The sequence below is a fragment of the Mesotoga sp. H07.pep.5.3 genome (genome assembly GCF_002752615.1).
Lineage (GTDB): Bacteria > Thermotogota > Thermotogae > Petrotogales > Kosmotogaceae > Mesotoga > Mesotoga prima.
On record NZ_AYTV01000007.1, the window covers coordinates 47,171 to 63,153 of the forward strand.

11 protein-coding genes are annotated in these 15,983 nt (G+C 53.9%); 2 read left to right on the forward strand and 9 right to left on the reverse strand.

What is annotated here, in order from left to right:
* Positions 1–275: 275 nt before the first annotated feature.
* Complete coding sequence (locus V513_RS03270; protein WP_099771696.1) at positions 276–1,262, forward strand: 4Fe-4S dicluster domain-containing protein; 987 nt, start codon at positions 276–278, stop codon at positions 1,260–1,262.
* A gap of 118 nt (positions 1,263–1,380) precedes the next feature.
* Entirely contained in the window at positions 1,381–2,214 is an 834-nt protein-coding gene (locus tag V513_RS03275; protein WP_099771697.1) for a mechanosensitive ion channel family protein, read from the forward strand.
* 874 nt (positions 2,215–3,088) lie between these two features.
* Here V513_RS03275 and V513_RS03280 read toward each other — a convergent pair.
* From V513_RS03280 to V513_RS03320, 9 genes are all read right to left on the reverse strand, one after another.
* On the reverse strand, positions 3,089–4,288 hold the full coding sequence (locus tag V513_RS03280) for a glucoamylase family protein (protein ID WP_099771698.1): 1,200 nt from the start codon (positions 4,286–4,288) through the stop codon (positions 3,089–3,091).
* 2 nt (positions 4,289–4,290) lie between these two features.
* Positions 4,291–5,541 carry a glucoamylase family protein gene (locus V513_RS03285; RefSeq protein ID WP_099771699.1) on the reverse strand — a complete coding sequence of 417 codons (1,251 nt, stop codon included), beginning with the start codon at positions 5,539–5,541 and terminating at the stop codon, positions 4,291–4,293.
* A gap of 4 nt (positions 5,542–5,545) precedes the next feature.
* Complete coding sequence (locus V513_RS03290; protein ID WP_014731818.1) at positions 5,546–6,451, reverse strand: carbohydrate ABC transporter permease; 906 nt, start codon at positions 6,449–6,451, stop codon at positions 5,546–5,548.
* Positions 6,448–7,317, reverse strand: a complete 870-nt coding sequence (locus V513_RS03295) for a carbohydrate ABC transporter permease (RefSeq protein WP_014731819.1) — start codon at positions 7,315–7,317, stop codon at positions 6,448–6,450. The genes V513_RS03290 and V513_RS03295 overlap by 4 nt, the downstream gene beginning before the upstream one ends.
* Positions 7,314–9,443, reverse strand: a complete 2,130-nt coding sequence (locus V513_RS03300; protein ID WP_099771700.1) for a DUF5696 domain-containing protein — start codon at positions 9,441–9,443, stop codon at positions 7,314–7,316. Before V513_RS03300 ends, V513_RS03295 begins: the two co-directional genes overlap by 4 nt.
* Positions 9,433–11,412 carry an NHL repeat-containing protein gene (locus V513_RS03305; RefSeq protein WP_099771701.1) on the reverse strand — a complete coding sequence of 660 codons (1,980 nt, stop codon included), beginning with the start codon at positions 11,410–11,412 and terminating at the stop codon, positions 9,433–9,435. The genes V513_RS03300 and V513_RS03305 overlap by 11 nt, the downstream gene beginning before the upstream one ends.
* An 8-nt stretch (positions 11,413–11,420) precedes the next feature.
* Entirely contained in the window at positions 11,421–12,290 is an 870-nt protein-coding gene (locus V513_RS03310; RefSeq protein WP_099771702.1) for a carbohydrate ABC transporter permease, read from the reverse strand.
* 4 nt (positions 12,291–12,294) lie between these two features.
* Positions 12,295–13,095 (reverse strand): carbohydrate ABC transporter permease, encoded by an 801-nt coding sequence (locus V513_RS03315; RefSeq protein WP_373561606.1) that lies wholly within the window; start codon positions 13,093–13,095, stop codon positions 12,295–12,297.
* Between the two features lie 88 nt (positions 13,096–13,183).
* Complete coding sequence (locus V513_RS03320; RefSeq protein WP_257211916.1) at positions 13,184–15,898, reverse strand: extracellular solute-binding protein; 2,715 nt, start codon at positions 15,896–15,898, stop codon at positions 13,184–13,186.
* Between the last annotated feature and the right edge of the window lie 85 nt (positions 15,899–15,983).

Consider the following 15,983-nt stretch of genomic DNA (forward strand, 5'->3'; position numbering starts at 1 on the left):
CTGCCGATTTCCAAATAATGATCGGAATTCCGAAGATTCTTCTCGGAAAAAGCCGTTTCCACAAAAACAGTATAGCATCGTTCAATCGGAAACGGCCGCAGTTAGCAGTCTCACACCGAAAGTAGTTCAGCAGAGAAACTGCAGCGCCGGGACGCTAATCCGTAATGAAGATTCTCTCCCTTCTTCACCTCTATACTCAATTATAGGGCAGTCGAGGAGTGCAAAGGGACTGATTGTATAATTGAAAGACATATTGCAAATCGGTGGTGAAGAGAATGCGCAGATACGATGAGCGCGACACGATTTTTGCTCGGATGAATTATGAAGCCGGTACTCCTGAGTACTGCGACTACTACTCTAGACATCCCGAGTTGAAGGAGATAGATGACGAGCTTCGCGAAAGACCCGATCTCTGCGACAGAAATTCTCCTTCTTACGATCCTCTAGATGCTTCAGAGGTGAGTTCGAATTTCTCCCTTGTTGCCAGTCTACGAAGCCTGTGTGATGGAAAACCATCTAGTGAGAAGCTTCACGTAGATATAACAACCGCTACCGAGACAATCAAACGCATCGCTATTGACAGCGGCGCGGAACTCGTAGCCATAACGAAGATGAAACCCGAGTTCTATTATAGCCACAGGGGAAGACATAGAGAGAATTATGGGGATGAAATAAGCTTACGGCTTCCCTTCGGAATAGTCTTCGCTGTCGAGTTGGACGGCGAAATGATAGATGCTGCACCGGCCATGCCGGCAATGGTCGAAAGCTCCAGGAAATACTTGAAGGCAGCCATGATCGGACTGACTATCTCGTACTTCATTAGAGGGCTGGGTTACTCCGCCAGAAATCATATGGACGGAAACTATCTCGCAGTTCTACCGATAGTCGGTGCCGCCGCCGGACTTGGGTTAATAGGAAGGCATGGCCTTCTTATCTCCTCCAGTCTAGGACCAAGAATGAAGCTGGGACTTGTGACCACTGAAATGCCCTTGAAATGTACCCCACCACTGGAAAAGAATCTCGAGCGATTCTGCAGCGACTGCGGAATCTGTTCCCGCGAGTGTCCGGTTTCCGCAATTCCCGGCTGCGAAGGACAAAAAGCCAACGATACGCCAAGATGGAAGGTTGACCACGAGCTCTGCTACTCCTACTGGAGAAGAAACGGGACGGACTGCGGTATTTGCATAAGAGTCTGTCCATTCTCCAGAGGTATAGGTTTCTCAAAACTTGAAGATCATCTTGACGGAAAGCTCAAACAGTAGATCTTTCAAACTCCATTTCAGCTCTTCTATTGATCCAGAAAAGCCACCAGCCTCATCGGGGTTGGGTTTTCCAGGGATCTATGTAAGAATTGTTATATAGGAAGAAGGAGGGAAAATCATGAATGATGTAATCCAAACAATAATCGAATGGGCGATTAGAATCGGGATCAGCATCGCAATCCTTCTGGTTGCAAAATGGCTTTCGGGCATCTTCTACAAAGCATTCATTAAATTCACTGAGAAGACATCCGTTGTCTCCATTCAATATCGGAAGACAATGAGAACGCTGTTCAACCTCGCCTTCTATGCTCTGGCGGCCTTCATAATTATCTCGGTTCTCTTCAAGAATCTGGCTCCCGTTCTCGCCGGTCTCGGAGTATCCGGTATCATTGTCGGTCTCGCTGTCAAGGAGCCTCTGGAAAACCTGATCTGCGGGATACTAATAATGATAAACAAACTAATCTACGAGGGCGAGGCAGTTGACATCGGAGGGACATCCGGAGGAGTCCAGGAGATCAAACTCAATCACGTGCTCATAAAGACATGGGACGGAAAGCTAGTCACGATCCCCAGCAAAAACGTCTGGGCAGCAACGATTATTCACTTCTGGCCCGACAACATAAGACGAAACGATCTCAACGTCGGGGTTTCCTATTCGAGCGACCTGAACAAAGTCATGAAGATCCTAGAAGAGGCAGTTAATTCTTACGAGAAGCTTTATGTCGATGACAGCCACAAACCGATGATACAGTTCACCGGATACGGCGCGTCTTCCATAGACTTCGTCGTCAGGTTCTGGGTAGAGAAGGCAAACTTCATAGACTCAAGCACCGAACTGGCAAAGATCATAAAATCCAGATTCGACGAAAACGGTATAGAGATTCCTTTCAGCCAGCTCGATCTCCATATAAAGGACGGCCCCACAGAAGGGAGAAACGAGGTTAGAGGTTAGAGGTCAGTGGTCAGAGGTTGGAAAAGCAAAAGAGTGGTTAGCCGTTGAATGGTTCTCCGTTCTCCGAAAAGAATTGTTGCAAGTTCCAAGATGCAAGTTGCAACAAGAAGAAAGAAGACCTTTTTCTAAAGGGCGATGAGGTAAGCTCGTTTTTGGCATTCAACAAGACAGCATCGAGTGCCGAATCAAGTTCAGATGACGGTATGTGACGTTTTCGCTATCACGTAGCACTGTCATCCCGGACTTGATCCGGGATCTGGTTCCAAGAACGAACAACCTGGACGCGTAGCGTCGGAACGAAGAACAGGTCTTCTCGAAGAACGGGTTTTGCTCTTTAACGAAAGACCAAGGACGGTTCTTCAAAGCGCACAACGGCTCTTAGGATAGAGATGCTGAAACAAGTTCATGACGCGAAGAGCAGGGTATCGATTACAGGGTATGGGGTCTCGTGAAGAGAACCGGCAATTAATCCAGGGTTTCAATGCAACTGAGGAAGTTATCCAGGCAGCGATTCGTGGAAGTCCCTCACTCTGTCATCCCGAACTTGTTTCGGGATCTGCTCTTGTGAAGACCGGGGTTGCGGGTAGCAGTGGTGGTTGGACAGTTCAAGAAAGGTTGGTTAGCCGTTCAATGGTTCACCGTTCATCGAGGTGAACCCTCTCCAGAGTGAGAATCTGTTCTTCGTTCTGGTCAATGTCAGGAACCATCGACACGAGATTCTGAATCAAGTTCAGAATTACGGTATGTGACGTTCTCGCAATCGCGTAACACTGTCATCCCGGACTTGATCCGGGATCTGGTTCCAAGAACGAACAACGTGGACGCGTAGCGTCGGAACGAGGAACCATTCTTATGTTCTTTCCAAGGATGGCTCTTACCACTCTTCCCGCCGTGAGAAGCCCAGCCTTTCGAGGCCGTTTTTTATGTATTCGCTACCCATGGTCAGTTCCCAGATCATTCCGCTTCTGTAGTTTTCGATCATGAGCAGCGTTATTCCCTTGTCTATGCCGATGACCCTGTCCGAGAGCCAGTTTCTGTCGAGGTTGTAGGCATCTAGAAATCCGTACTCGCTCCAGAGTTCTGGCACGTTTTCGAAGTAGTGTTTCACTGTCTCTTCGACTATCCCGGGGACGAATACGATCGAGCCAAGCGCTCCACAGGGTGGCACGGTTCCGTCGATTCTGTGAGCGGTGTTGGATTTGGCCGAAGGCGGCGCTCCGAAATCTCCCCTGTAGCCATCCGGAGAGTCGCAGGCGGTGAGTCCCCAGGATCTTTCATGCAGGGTTCTGTAGTTTTTTCCCTCGCTTGAGCAGTACTTCCAGTTGGCCAGAGAGGCCCTGACGGAGTTTTCGAACCAGTCGATTCCGTCCCTGTCGCGGATTTTTCGGAAATCTATCCAGGCGTGGCTGAACTGATAGGTGAAGAGCGAGCCGGTGTATGTGTGGATCACTTCCAGCTCTTCGTAGGTCCCCCTGTCTCTGGCGAAGGAGTAATAAAGCGACGGGTCCGTCGGGCAGGTCGGAGAGGCGGCGCCCAGTACGTACATGATTATCTGTTCGGCGTAGCGATCCCACCCTCCCCAGAAGCCACGTTCGTAGCTGTAGCCCATATAGAAGCAGTTTCTCTCCCCATTCACGTACCAGGGGAAGTTCACCCGTCCGTAAATGGTCCTGAAAAGCTCCGACGTCTCCCCACCGAAGTATTCGGCCGCGACGAGCCCGCCCATGAGAAAGAGCGCGGTGTCGATAACCGAGACTTCCGATCGGTAAGCCCTCCTGCCTTCGATCATATCTATGAAATGCACAAAGAAGCCTTCTTTCTGTTCAACGTTGTTCAGGAAGCTCTTCAGCGTCTTTACCGCTCTTTCTTCGCCGCTCTTTCTGCTTATCCAGCCCCTTTCAACACCGACTGGCAGGGCCGATAGGCCGAAGCCCACCGAGGCGATGCTCGCAACGTTTCTGTCTTTCGTGTTGTCCCTTATCAGGCCGTAACCCCTGTCGGAAAGGGAGGCCTCCTTCCAGAAGAAGTCGAACGACGATCTCTCCTCGAGATCCAGTATCTCTTCAAACTTCATCTTCACTCCACCTCGAAACCCAGTCTATCGAGCCCGTCTACTATGTATTCGCTCTCCATAAGTATATTCCAGACAAGATCGTTTCTGTAATTTGAGATCATGAGCAGCGTTATTCCCTTGTCTATGCCTATGTAATCGGAGGCGAACCAGTCGAGGTCGAGGTTGAACGAGTCCTTCAGGCCGTACCCGCCCACGAGATCTGGCAGTTCGTAATAGGCCTCGAGAGCCTCTAGAGACCTGTCTGGCAAAAAGACTATCGATCCAAGCGCGCCGGCCGGGGCGAGCGTGCCGTCGACTCTGTGGGCGGTGCTGTTGTTTCCCGAGGGAGGCGTTCCGAGAAGTCCGTTGTATCCGCCCGGCCCGTCGCAGGCCGTGACTCCCCAGCCGATGACGAAGCCGGTGTACTGGTCGGCGTTGTCTTTGCAATAGTTGTAGTTGGCCAGAGAGGCCCTGATGGAGTTCTCGAACCAGTCGATTCCGTCCCTATCGCGGATTTTTCGGAAATCTATCCAGGCGTGGCTGAACTGGTAGGTGAAGAGCGAGCCGAACCAGGAGTGAATGAACCGCTCGCCTTTGTAAGAGCCCTCGTACCTCTTGAAGGAGTAGTAAACGACCGGATCGATCCTGTATTTGGGATTGGGAGCTCCGGCCGCCAGGACATACATCATGAGCTGTTCGGCGTAGAAGTCCCAGAATCCCTGAAAGCCCTTCTCCGGGTAGTAGGCCATGTAGAAATAGTTGTTGCGGTAATCGATCATCCTGTTCCAGTTGACCCTTTCGTACAGGGCCGATGCCTTTTCGGCGACCTCTCCGCCGAAGTACTCTCCGGCCGTCAGGGCGCCGCAGAGGAAGATAGCCGTGTCGATCGTCGATATTTCGCAGTCCCAGGCCCTCTCTCCTGTGTTGAAATCAAGAAAGTGAAAGAAGAAACCGTGGAAATTCTCAAGCTTCAGGAAGGTGTCCAGAGTTCTCGAAGCCCTTTCAAAACCGTCTTCGTAGCTGATCCAGCCTTCCTCGACACCGATCGGTATCGCGGTCAGCCCGAAACCCACTGCCGCGATGCTGGCTATCGATGGATTACCGGGAAACCTGTCTCGAACCAGCCCATAACCTGGAGAATGATCCAGAGTATTTGTCTGTTCCCAGAAATAATAGAAGGAACCTTTGTATTCCCTCTCAAGATTTTGAGAACCTGTGGCGAAGACGCACAGCAGTATTAAAAGAGCGGTGAGGCAGCTTTTCAGGTTTTTCATTCGATCACTCCCCGGTTATGCCGGTTCTGTCTATGCTTTCGACGAACCAGCTCTGCGTGAAGAAATATATCATGAGCAACGGGATCAGAGTCAGGAAGGTTCCGGCCATTACTATCGCTTCGTTTAGGTTCTTGCCCACCACCGAGTAGGGATCGGCCGGGTAGAGTCTCCTGAAGGTGACGGCGAAATTCTGGAGCTTAAGCGGCAGCGTGGCCCATTTCTCTCCGAGGTAGAGGGCCGTGAGCGTCGTTTCGTTCCAGTACCAGACCAGCGAGAAAAGAAAGGCTATTATATACGCCGGGGTAGCCGAAGGCACGGCTATTCGGTAGAAGATCTTGAAAGTCGAGGCTCCGTCTATCTTGGCCGCCTCCTCGAGCGAGCGCGGGAGCATGTTGAAAAACTGATAGAAGATCAGCACGAATATGGCGCTTCTGATTCCCTGCGTGAAGGTCGCCGGGAGTATGAAGGCCCAGATCGTCTCGAGGAGTTTGAGATCGCGGAACATGAGAAACTGGGGAATCATGGTGACCTGCGGGGGGATTATAAAGGTCGCCAGTAGCGCCGCGAGCATTATCTTTTTTCCAGGGAAGCGGAAGCGCGAGAAGCCATACCCGACAATCGAGGCCGAGATGGTCTGGAGGATCGAGGGCAGGACCGTCACGATGAGCGTCTTCATCAGGGTGGGCGCGAAATCCAGCACACTGGCCGCCTCGCTGAAATTCCCGATATAGAGCTTCGTCGGCAGCCATCTCACCAGCGGGTTGACGAGATCCTCGGTGTCCATGAAGCTGTACGATACTATGTATATCACCGGGTATATAAAGACAAAGCCGATCAGTAGCAGGGTGAAATAGACCGAGGCGATGCCGGCCGCAGTCTTCACCTTCCTGTTCAGTCGCGGAACGTTCAAGACCTCTCGCCCCCCTTCTTTCTGTATATCACGTTGATCAGAACGAACATCCCTATGATCGCGAGCATGACCAGAAAGTAGATCCATGAGAGGGCCGAGGCGTAGCCGAGCCCCTTTTCCGGTCTGTACATGTCCGTCTGTATCTTCTGGATCACGGCGCTTGTGGAGAAGGTAGAGACGGTCACTATCGTATATACGATGTTTATGAAGGTAATAGGGATGAGCGAGGGGATCGTCAGCTTCCAGAGGATCTGCCAGCCGGAAGCCCCGTCGATCCTGGCCGCTTCGTACATACTCCTGTCGATCTTCTGGAGTGAGGCGAGGTAGATGAGAATCTGCACGCCCGAGAACCAGAGGATCACTATGAAAGAGCCGACTGCGAAGGCGAGCAGCCTGGCGATCGACGGTGGCAGTGTGGCCTGGAGATTTACGAGGAAACCGAGGTTCGTCAGTCCCTCGAAGGTCATCGCGCCTTTGTCGGTCAGTTCGGCCAGGACCGGCCCGCTGGAGATTATCACGGGGAGGAAGAAGATCGTCCTGAAGAGGCCCTGTCCCTTAATCTTGAGATTGAGCAGAAGCGCGACGGCCATAGAGAAGGAGATGATTACCGGTATATAGACTGCCATTTGCAGAGCGTAGTCGATCAACATTCCAGAAAACGTCACGTCGGTCAGGAAGGCGTCCTTGTAATTCTTGAAGTCCACGAAGAAGGTGCGGATCCCGCTTGCCGTAACCCTGACCTCGTTGAGGCTCAGCCAGAAAGTCCTAACCAGCGGTACGAGCGTGAAAATCAGAAAACCAATGAGCCAGGGTGATATGAAGGCCAGGCCCTGGAGCGCCTCTCTGGTCCTTATTTTCATTCTCATCTGCTCACCTCGACAACGTAGGAGAGAGGCTCTATTTCGAGATCTCCCGCTCTCGACAGGTTTTCGTTGTAGTTCAGCGTTATGGACGTTCCGTTATCGTAGGTGTTTCTGAAGAGACCGTCAGCCACTTCGACGCGTTCGACGAGCCGTGAGCCGACCGTATTTTCGAGGGCCTTCGAGACGAAGTCGTAGGCGAACTCGATCTTCTCGCTCCAGCTTTCGTACCCGGTGGAGAAGAGGTCGGACGAGGCGGTCTCTACGAGTTTCATCGAACTCTCGAAAGTTATGTAGAAGCCAGGGAAGAGCCCATAATCGACGGCCCTGAGCAGTTCACGTCTGAAGTCGGACGTGAGGTTTATGGGAGCGGTGAAGAGCCAGAAGGACTCCCTCAACACCAACGGCAGAAGCGGGACGACGCTGTCTTCTATGAGGTAACCCGAGTTCGAGACGGGGATGTCGGAGACGTGTGAAGCCCTGGAGATCATGTAAAGGTTGGGGTTGTACAGGATCGGCCCGTCGAAGAGCGAGACCGTCTCCAAAAGGGCTTCCACGTTTTCAGTTCTGTTACTGTCCCTGGTCGAGAAGGCCAGTTCGGCGAGGTTGGCGAGGGCGAACTTCTCGATCCCGAGTTTCGAGAAGCTCTCGAGTTCTTCGAGCGCGAAAGAGGCCGTTTCCCGCGGATCTATGATGAATCTCGGACCGTCGATCATGATCTGTTCTGATCTGTTCTGAGCGTAGCGGGCTCTCGATACGCCCCCGGATCCTTCGTAAGCCGTCAGATAGTCCACATAGAAATAGAAGTCGCTTAGCCTTGATATATCTTCAATCGCTTTCCTCTCCAGGGGCAGGTGATCGGGCGAGGAGGTGGAGAGCCCGCCGGAGGTGTAGCCCCTCAAAACGACCACGGTCCGTTGAGAGTATCTCCTGACGTCGGTAAGTATTTTCTCCAGTTCGCTCTGTGGAGTCATTATATGGACCTTTCTGCCGAAGGTGGTCTTTTCGCTTTCCGAAACCAGGAACTCCAGCTTCAGCGGGACGACCTGCTCGAGCCGGCGCGAGGGGATGAGTCCCCTCCGAAGGAAATCCTCCCTGGCTTTAACGGCTATCCCCGACGGGGATGAGTTCTTGCCGTTGAGAAAGTAAAATCTCAACGTCGGCGAAACGGGGTTCCTCTGAGCCTGAGGTATGCTTACGCCCTCGCCCTTCTTGTTCAGGAGCTTTCTGTACATTTCCCTGTATATGAATCTTGTGGTTATCCAGTTGAAGGGGGTGACTATGCCAGACTTGTAGGCCTGGACCTCGGCGTAGAGATCGCCGCTCGCTATCACGCCTAGCATAGCCGAGTCGCCGGCCGTTATCGCGAAGAAGGGCAGGGTTATTCTCTCTGGATCGGTCACCATATCCAGGCTGAAAGTAGTCGGGATATCTGTGAAGCCTTCGTCCCGTCCATACACCCTCGCGATGAAGGGCGAGGTAGCGATCGTCTTTTTCGAGAGGTTGAGCTCCGCGCCTATACCGTCGGGAATGAGGAAGCTTCCGGGAACCGTTCCTTTCGATGCGCCCATGAATGGGTAGAGGTAGAGTGAAGTCAATTTGATCGCGCCCTCTTCGACCCGCGTGACCGATATATCCAGAGAATCGACCCCGAGTGTATATTTGACCTCGATTGCGGCCCCTACATCGGGGAAAGCGATGGCCACGCTGAAGCTATCCGAAGAGAGATCTACAAAGCCAGTCTCACCGTCCCTGACTGAGTTCAGCCGTCTGACGGTGTTCCTGGCGTCTATGTGTTCGAGCGTGACGCCCGAGCTAAAGAAGGCCTGCCAGACGTTGTTTAGCGATCTATCGGCCTCTTCCAGAACCGAATGCCAGACTTTGCCGTTTCTCAGATCGACGAGCTTTATCCCGGCCGACCTTTTGTCGAAGTACAGCTCCAGATTTTCGTTCCCAAGAATCTTTTCGAAGACCGGGCTCTCGAAGGTGTACGGCCTCTGAACGAAGGCCACCGGGGGCGTTCCCAACGATTCGCCGGGCTCATAATCGAGCAGAAGGCCCAGAAGGACCGTCGCCAGAACCAGAAGCGCTATCTTTATCGCGTAACCGACCACTGCCCTGTTAACCCGCATGGAAGATCAGCTCCTGGACGATCGAGACGAAGAAATCGATCTCCTCGCGCAGAAGTATGAGCACGAGGAAGATCAGCAGGGCGAGAAGAAGCATCGCGAAGAGCGTCAGCAGAACGTTCTTCACCGTCTCGCCGAAGGTGAAGTTGTGAACCTGGGAAATCACGATCAGGAGCATAACGAGCGACCAGACGTTCAGGGCCTGCATAGAAAAGGTGTATATGAAGGCCTCGTTGAGCGTCAGGAGGTTGGTCACGAGCGCCAGAGGCAGGGCGAAGAGCAGGATCGGCAGGAAGGCTTCGATCGTGCCTATGTAGATGTGCTTGAAAGTCCCCTCGCCCTCGGAGATCTCGCTCACCAGAAAGTTTCCCACTATCCAGAGAAAGAGCAGCCTGTAGGTGTCGTAGAAGAGCGCCAGGAAATCGATGTTACGCGCCCTGAAACCAACAAAGAGCGGCGATGCCAGATAGAGGATCAATACGTTTTGAACGTACATCCATATGTAAAGCAACGTGGCAGTGGAGAAGGAGACCGCCCCGTTTCTCTTCATCTCGTAGACGGCGTCGAAGGGGTTCTTCAGGAACTTCAGCGAAGCCCTCAGCTCCCTGAACAGTCTGAACTTTATCTCCCTGCCGGCCCTGGCACGAGGCTTTATCTTCCCTCGCTTGAGGACCGAACGGACGAGATCGAAAACGGCCAGCGCCACCAGCGCCATGAAGAGAAGGCCGACTACCCTCTGGAGCCAGTCGTTCCTGAGATGCCAGAAGGCCTCGGAGTAGCCGCGCATATCCTGCGCCAGCGAGAAATAGTCGAAGGCCTGCCCGTAGTTGTCCCTCTTGAACTCTATGTTGCCCAGCACTTTGTAAGTCAGGAGAAAACCGCTGTTCAGCTTCTGTATTTCCCGCCAGATTGCCTCCCCCTCCAGGTACATCCCCTGGTTGTAATAACTGACGCCCTTCAGCACCAGGCTGCCGAAGGCCGTGGGCGAGAAGACCGTGATCGTTCCGTCCTCTTTGTCGAGAACGTATATCCTTCCGTCCTCGGCCACGTCGATGGCTACCGGAGACCTGAGCAGCCCCCTCCTGTTTTCGTAGTAGCTCTGACCGCCGAAGAGGAAGAGCAGATTCCCGTACGAGTCGTAGATGAAGATAAGCCCGTTGGAGCTCAGGGCGTACACGTTCCCGAACGCGTCTATGTCGAGATCGATGAAATCGGAGCTGGAAAAGTCTATCTCGCCGTATATGCTGGTTCCGGCGACGTTGAACCTCTTTATGGCTTTATCCGTGAGGCCGGAGGTGACCGTCCAGACCAGACCGGAGTCGTCCACCACCAGGTTGCCCGGCGAGGGTGGCTTGATGCGGAGAAGCTGCTCTTTCTGAGTCTGTGTGAAGAAGAGCCTCTGGAGGATCATCCTCAGCGTCACGTCGGGTTCGTTCGCCCCGAAGAAACCGACGAACTTTCCGTCCTTGTTGAAAACGACCAGTCCATTCGTAACGCCCTGGCTGAGCACATAGACGTTCCCGCGCCTGTCTGCCGCCACCTTCAGCGGGATGAAGTCGTTGCTCTTGCCGTAAAGCGGCGAGTCGGGTCTGCTCAGCACTCCGGTCTGGGCTCCCCGCTCGTCGTACTTGTAAACGTTTCTGGCCCAGGAGTCGGCGATGTAGAGCGCCCCCGACTCGTCCACGTAGATTCCCTGCGGGTTCAACACCTCCCATTCGGCCAGGTAGCTGACTTCTTTCCCGTCCAGTACGGCTATCCGGGAGTTGCCGGAATCGGCGACGTACAGCTTTCCGTCCCTTACGAAGAGGTCCTCCGGAGAGAGGAACTCCCCGTACAGCACTTCGGTCGGCTCGAAGGCCGCCTGGGATTTGACGAGGAACCAGCCGATCCCGACGGTGTACGTGTTGTAGGAGACATTTCCGCAGAGTACCGCCGCGGCCAGAAGGAAGACGAGAGTGATCGGCCTCTTCATAGCGGGCCTCACTTTATACCGGAATGGGCCATGGTGTTCATCACCTTGCTCTGGGTGAATATGAAGATGACGAGGCTGGGCAGGAACATTATGAGACCGGCCGCCGCCGCCACTCCCTGGCCGGCTACTGCGCTGGTGGAGCTTGTGAGCGTCGACATATAATAGGCGAAATTCTTCAGGCTCTCCTGGTTTATGTAGAAATTGGAAGCCTCCACGGAGCTCCAGGCCGTCTGGAAGGAGAGTATGGCGATCGTCGCGATCGCGGGTTTGGTGAGGGGCAGTATGATCTTGCCGTATATGAACCAGTCGTTGGCGCCGTCGAGTTTTGCCGCCTCTATGAGCGAGTCGGGTATCTGGTCTATGAACTGCTTCACCAGGAAGAGGCCGACGGGCATGGCGAGGTTGGGAAGTATGTGAACCAGAAAGTTGTCCACCAGCCCGGCCCTGGCTATTATTATGTAGCGCGGTATCATCACGGCGATCGGCACGAACATGAGCGCCAGCGTGTTGATTTCAAAAAGCAGTTTCTTGAGCCTGAACTGCTTCTTGGACAACACGTACCCGGCCGCTGTTCCCACCAGGATAGTCGCCAGAACCGTGAGGAGAGAGATCAGCAGACTGTTGAAGAGGTATCTGCTCACCGGTATGCCCGACTGGGTGAGGGTATTGAAGAGCGACTTGAAGTTGTCCCAGGTGGGGTTCCTCACGAAGATTCTCGGCGGGAAGGCGAAGAGTTCGTTCGGCGGCTTGAAGGCGTTCATGAAGATGAAGATTATCGGCAGCGACATGAAGAGGGCCAGGGGTATGAGAATTGCGTAAAACTTTATCTGGCTCCTGTGAAAACGCTGCGGGTTTATCTTCGTACCCTGAAAGGCCATCTTTTCACTCCCTTTCTCCGAAGATCGACCAGACGAACTTCGAAGAGATCCATATCATTAGCAGTAGCATGACCGATATCGAGGCGGCGTAACCCATCTCGTATCTCAAAAAGCCGTAGTCCTCTATATGGTTGACTATGAGCTGGCCGGCGTACTGGGGCGTCGGATTTGAACCGGAAAGCAGAACGCCTATGTAACCGGCCTGGAAGGTCGAGACGACCGACATCACCGCCCCGAAAAGCATCTGGGGCTTCATGAGCGGTACGGTGATGTAGAAGATCTCCTGCCAGCGTTTCGAGATCCCGTCGACGTAGCCGGCCTCGTAAAGCTCCGGATCGGTGTTGAGCACACCGGCGAGCATGGCGAGAAAGCCGACGCCCATACTGCTCCAGAGGGTCACTATTATCATCGTGATCATGAGGTACTGCGGCGACTGGAGCCACTGCACGGGCTGGTTTATGAGACCGAGGTTCATCAGGAAGCTGTTCAGGTAACCGGACTTGTCGCCGCTGAAGATCGTCAGCCAGATCACCTGCATGGCAACCCCTACCGTCATCGAAGGCGAGTATATGATGAGGGCCAGAATCGTTCTGGGCACCCTGGGAATCTGGGCAAGCATCCAGGCCAGAAAGAAGGAGAGGGCGTAACCCAGCGGTCCGACTATGAGGGCGAACTTGATGGTGTTGGGAAGAACGTACTGCATGAAAACGTCGTCGTAGGTGAAGAGGGAGATATAGTTCTTCAGCCCCACGAAATCGGGAAACTGGATCGTGTTGAAATTGGTGAAGGAGAGCAGTACCGCCATTATTATCGGTACGATTATGAATATAGTGAAGACCACCGCGTACGGCCCTAGAAAGGCCAGTATCCATTTCCCTTCGGCTCTTTTCAGCTCACTCACTCCACCAGGCCAGTATTTTTTCGAGATCGGGGATCTCGTACTCTTTGACTTTTTTGCCGTCCACGACGTAGCCGAACTCCTCCATCTTCCTGAGGATCTCCCTGTTGATCCTCTGCACGGCCTCGTCGACGGCCACCCTTATCGGTCTTCCCTCGAGAACGACTCTGTTCCAGATGTTGCTTATCTCGCGCTCCAGGATGTAGGTCGCCGGACTCCTTGGGACTTCCTGGAGCCACTTCCATTGCTCGCGTATCGCTTCCTTGTCTTCGTGGGGAAGCGGCACGTCCTCGAAGGCGAACCTGTTCGAGGGGAGGATCAGATACTCGAGCCCGTACGTGCTGAGAATCTGGAAGACGAAGCGAGATTGGGTCTCCTGCGAGAGCCACCATTTGAGGAACTGCCAGGCCTCCTGCGGGTGAGCGGTGTCGCCGAAGATCGCCACGGCCTGGGCCGAGCCGGTCTGCCACCTCTCGATATCCCCTTGCTCGACCCCGGGCGATGGGGCCAGACCCCAGAGCCCTTTCAGCTCGGGAGCGGCTATCATCAGCTGAATATAGGTCGCAAGATTGCTTATGCCGATCGGAATATCGGCCTTCCTGAAATGCTCGAAGAAGCTGGATACCTGAAGGGGCATGCCGTAGATGGCGAAGAGGTCGGTCATTTCGCGTATCGCCTCCAGCCCTTCCTTCCTGTCTATCGCGGTGCTCAGCCCGTCTTCGCTGTACAGCCGCGCATGGTGCTGAAAGAAGAAGGGGGCCGTTGTCATGAAGGCCTTGGAGGAGGCCGTCCCTCCGATCGGAATGTAGTAGTTCAGACCGTTTCTGTGCAGCTCCGGCAGTATGAGCTTTACCTCCTCCCAGGTCGAGGGCACCGGGATGTTGAGCATACCGAGCACATCTTTTCTGTAGAAGGTGAGATAAAAATCCTGCGTCTCGGGCAGACCGTAGACTTTGCCTTCGTACATGAAGGGAAGGAAGGTGCCGGGCATGAAGTTGCGGGCGAAGAGCGGGAAGTCTTCGAAATCCGAGAGGGCCAGGGCCGCGCCCCTTATCCCCATCTCGAAGGGTATCCAGTTGCTTATCCCGAGGGCGATGTCCGGAGACTTGCCCGCCGCGTTGGCCAGGATCAGCTTCTGTTCATCCTTGATGATCGATAGATCCACCACTATCCCCGTTTCGGGGGTGAAATCGTCGTCCACGAGCTGCTGGATTATGTCCGAGTACTGTCTGGCTCTGTTTATCCACACTTCCAGAACGACCGATCCCTCGCTCCCCCCGGCTTCGTACCGGGCCGGTCTGAAGGAGTCGACGAACCTCTTGATCCCCTCCCAGAGAGAGGCGAAGACGGAGGCCCTCTTGAAGGAGGGAGCGGATTCACCGGCGTAGATATATACGCGGTCGAGAGTGAGCGGCATATTCTGGAAGCCGTTCAGGGCGACGGAGAGTTCCGAGACGATCGACCCGACGCTTCCGACCAGCAAATCGAGCTTTTTCGGTATCTCGTCGGGGTCTTTCATAAGCCTCTCCAGAAGCATTATGGCCGTTCTGAAAGAGGTCAATTCCTGTGAATCTTCGTTGCCGTTTATCCGGGAGGCCGTTGAGTATTCCCCCTCGAGCGCCTCTCTCATGGCGGCCAGAGTTTCATCTATCCCGGGGAAGTAGTCCCCGATCTCCCACTCCACGTTCCTGTCGATCTTGCCCCCGCCAGTGAGGTATCTTATCTGCAGGGCGAAGTCGTTTATATGGGCTATCATAGTTTTCAAAGTCATAAGGACGCTTTCGTAAACGCTCACATTGACGGAAATTCCGAGCGTGTGCCTGCCCGCGCTGAGATAGAACTCCAGGCTCTCCCCGTTGCTTTCGAGAGTTTCTATCTTCCAGTCGGTCGAGGAATCGAAGGGGTAGCTTTCGAGCTCTTTATATGGCACGGCACCGTCTATCGTTATCTTTCTGAAGACTCTCATCTTCGATTTCGAGTCCTGAATGTATTTGAAGGCTATACTGTAATATCCGTCGGAGGGTACCTCGAATTCGTAGAAGACGGCCTGTCCGCCGTTCTTCCACGAGGCCCCGCCAAAGGTGTTGAGAAGCGAGCGGTAAGTGTCGAAGGGAACGACGTCGAGACTCCTGCTCGAGGCTGCATTGATAGTGGTGTCGCTCTTGTAAGAAGGGTGTTCGGCCTCCACTATCGTGATGAAATCCCCTTTCGGCCGGTCCGCATCGGGTCTCGCGTAAGCGGGGATCGCCTCGAGCGATAGCACTTCCAGCGAGTGCAGGGTTATCTCTCCGGAGAGGAGTGTCACTTTCACCGTGTTTTCGCCCTCTTCGAGAGAGAAGAGCAGCGGTTCCCTGAAAAGACTCGAGGAGTCGCGCAGCGTGTAATCGAGCCGGGTCGAAAGCATCGTCTGAGAGGGCAGGACTTCGTCCCCGTACCTGTTCAGCGGGAAATTTAGCGTCTCGTATTTCCAGTGCTGAACGAGCGCCACTCTCTGCGCTTCGAGGAACTGGTGGGCACCGTTTATCTCGACGGAGACCTCCGGCGGGAGGATCGAAGAGCCTGTAACCGTGTAGCCGAGTCTGATGGCGTAGTAGCCGCCCGCGTTCAGAGGTATGTTCAACTCGAGGCCGTCGTTTCTCCGGAGGTTTTCAGAAAGGGGCGGCGAGGTCCAGACGGTCCCGCCGCCGTAAGAAGGGGTAATGTCCGGCAAGAGCGTAGAGTACGGAATCGCGAGATTCGCGCTCAGTGAAACGAGAGCCAGAAAAAGAAAGGTCAGCAGCGCTCCGCCCTTGCCT

Excerpts from the sequence above, each read along its gene's own strand:
- V513_RS03270 (WP_099771696.1), top strand. The coding sequence starts at position 276 with ATGCGCAGATACGATGAGCGCGACACGATTTTTGCTCGGATGAATTAT.
- V513_RS03275 (WP_099771697.1), top strand. The coding sequence starts at position 1,381 with ATGAATGATGTAATCCAAACAATAATCGAATGGGCGATTAGAATCGGG.
- V513_RS03280 (WP_099771698.1), bottom strand. The coding sequence starts at position 4,288 with ATGAAGTTTGAAGAGATACTGGATCTCGAGGAGAGATCGTCGTTCGAC.
- V513_RS03285 (WP_099771699.1), bottom strand. The coding sequence starts at position 5,541 with ATGAAAAACCTGAAAAGCTGCCTCACCGCTCTTTTAATACTGCTGTGC.
- V513_RS03295 (WP_014731819.1), bottom strand. The coding sequence starts at position 7,317 with ATGAGAATGAAAATAAGGACCAGAGAGGCGCTCCAGGGCCTGGCCTTC.
- V513_RS03300 (WP_099771700.1), bottom strand. The coding sequence starts at position 9,443 with ATGCGGGTTAACAGGGCAGTGGTCGGTTACGCGATAAAGATAGCGCTT.
- V513_RS03305 (WP_099771701.1), bottom strand. The coding sequence starts at position 11,412 with ATGAAGAGGCCGATCACTCTCGTCTTCCTTCTGGCCGCGGCGGTACTC.
- V513_RS03310 (WP_099771702.1), bottom strand. The coding sequence starts at position 12,290 with ATGGCCTTTCAGGGTACGAAGATAAACCCGCAGCGTTTTCACAGGAGC.
- V513_RS03315 (WP_373561606.1), bottom strand. The coding sequence starts at position 13,095 with ATGGCGGTACTGCTCTCCTTCACCAATTTCAACACGATCCAGTTTCCC.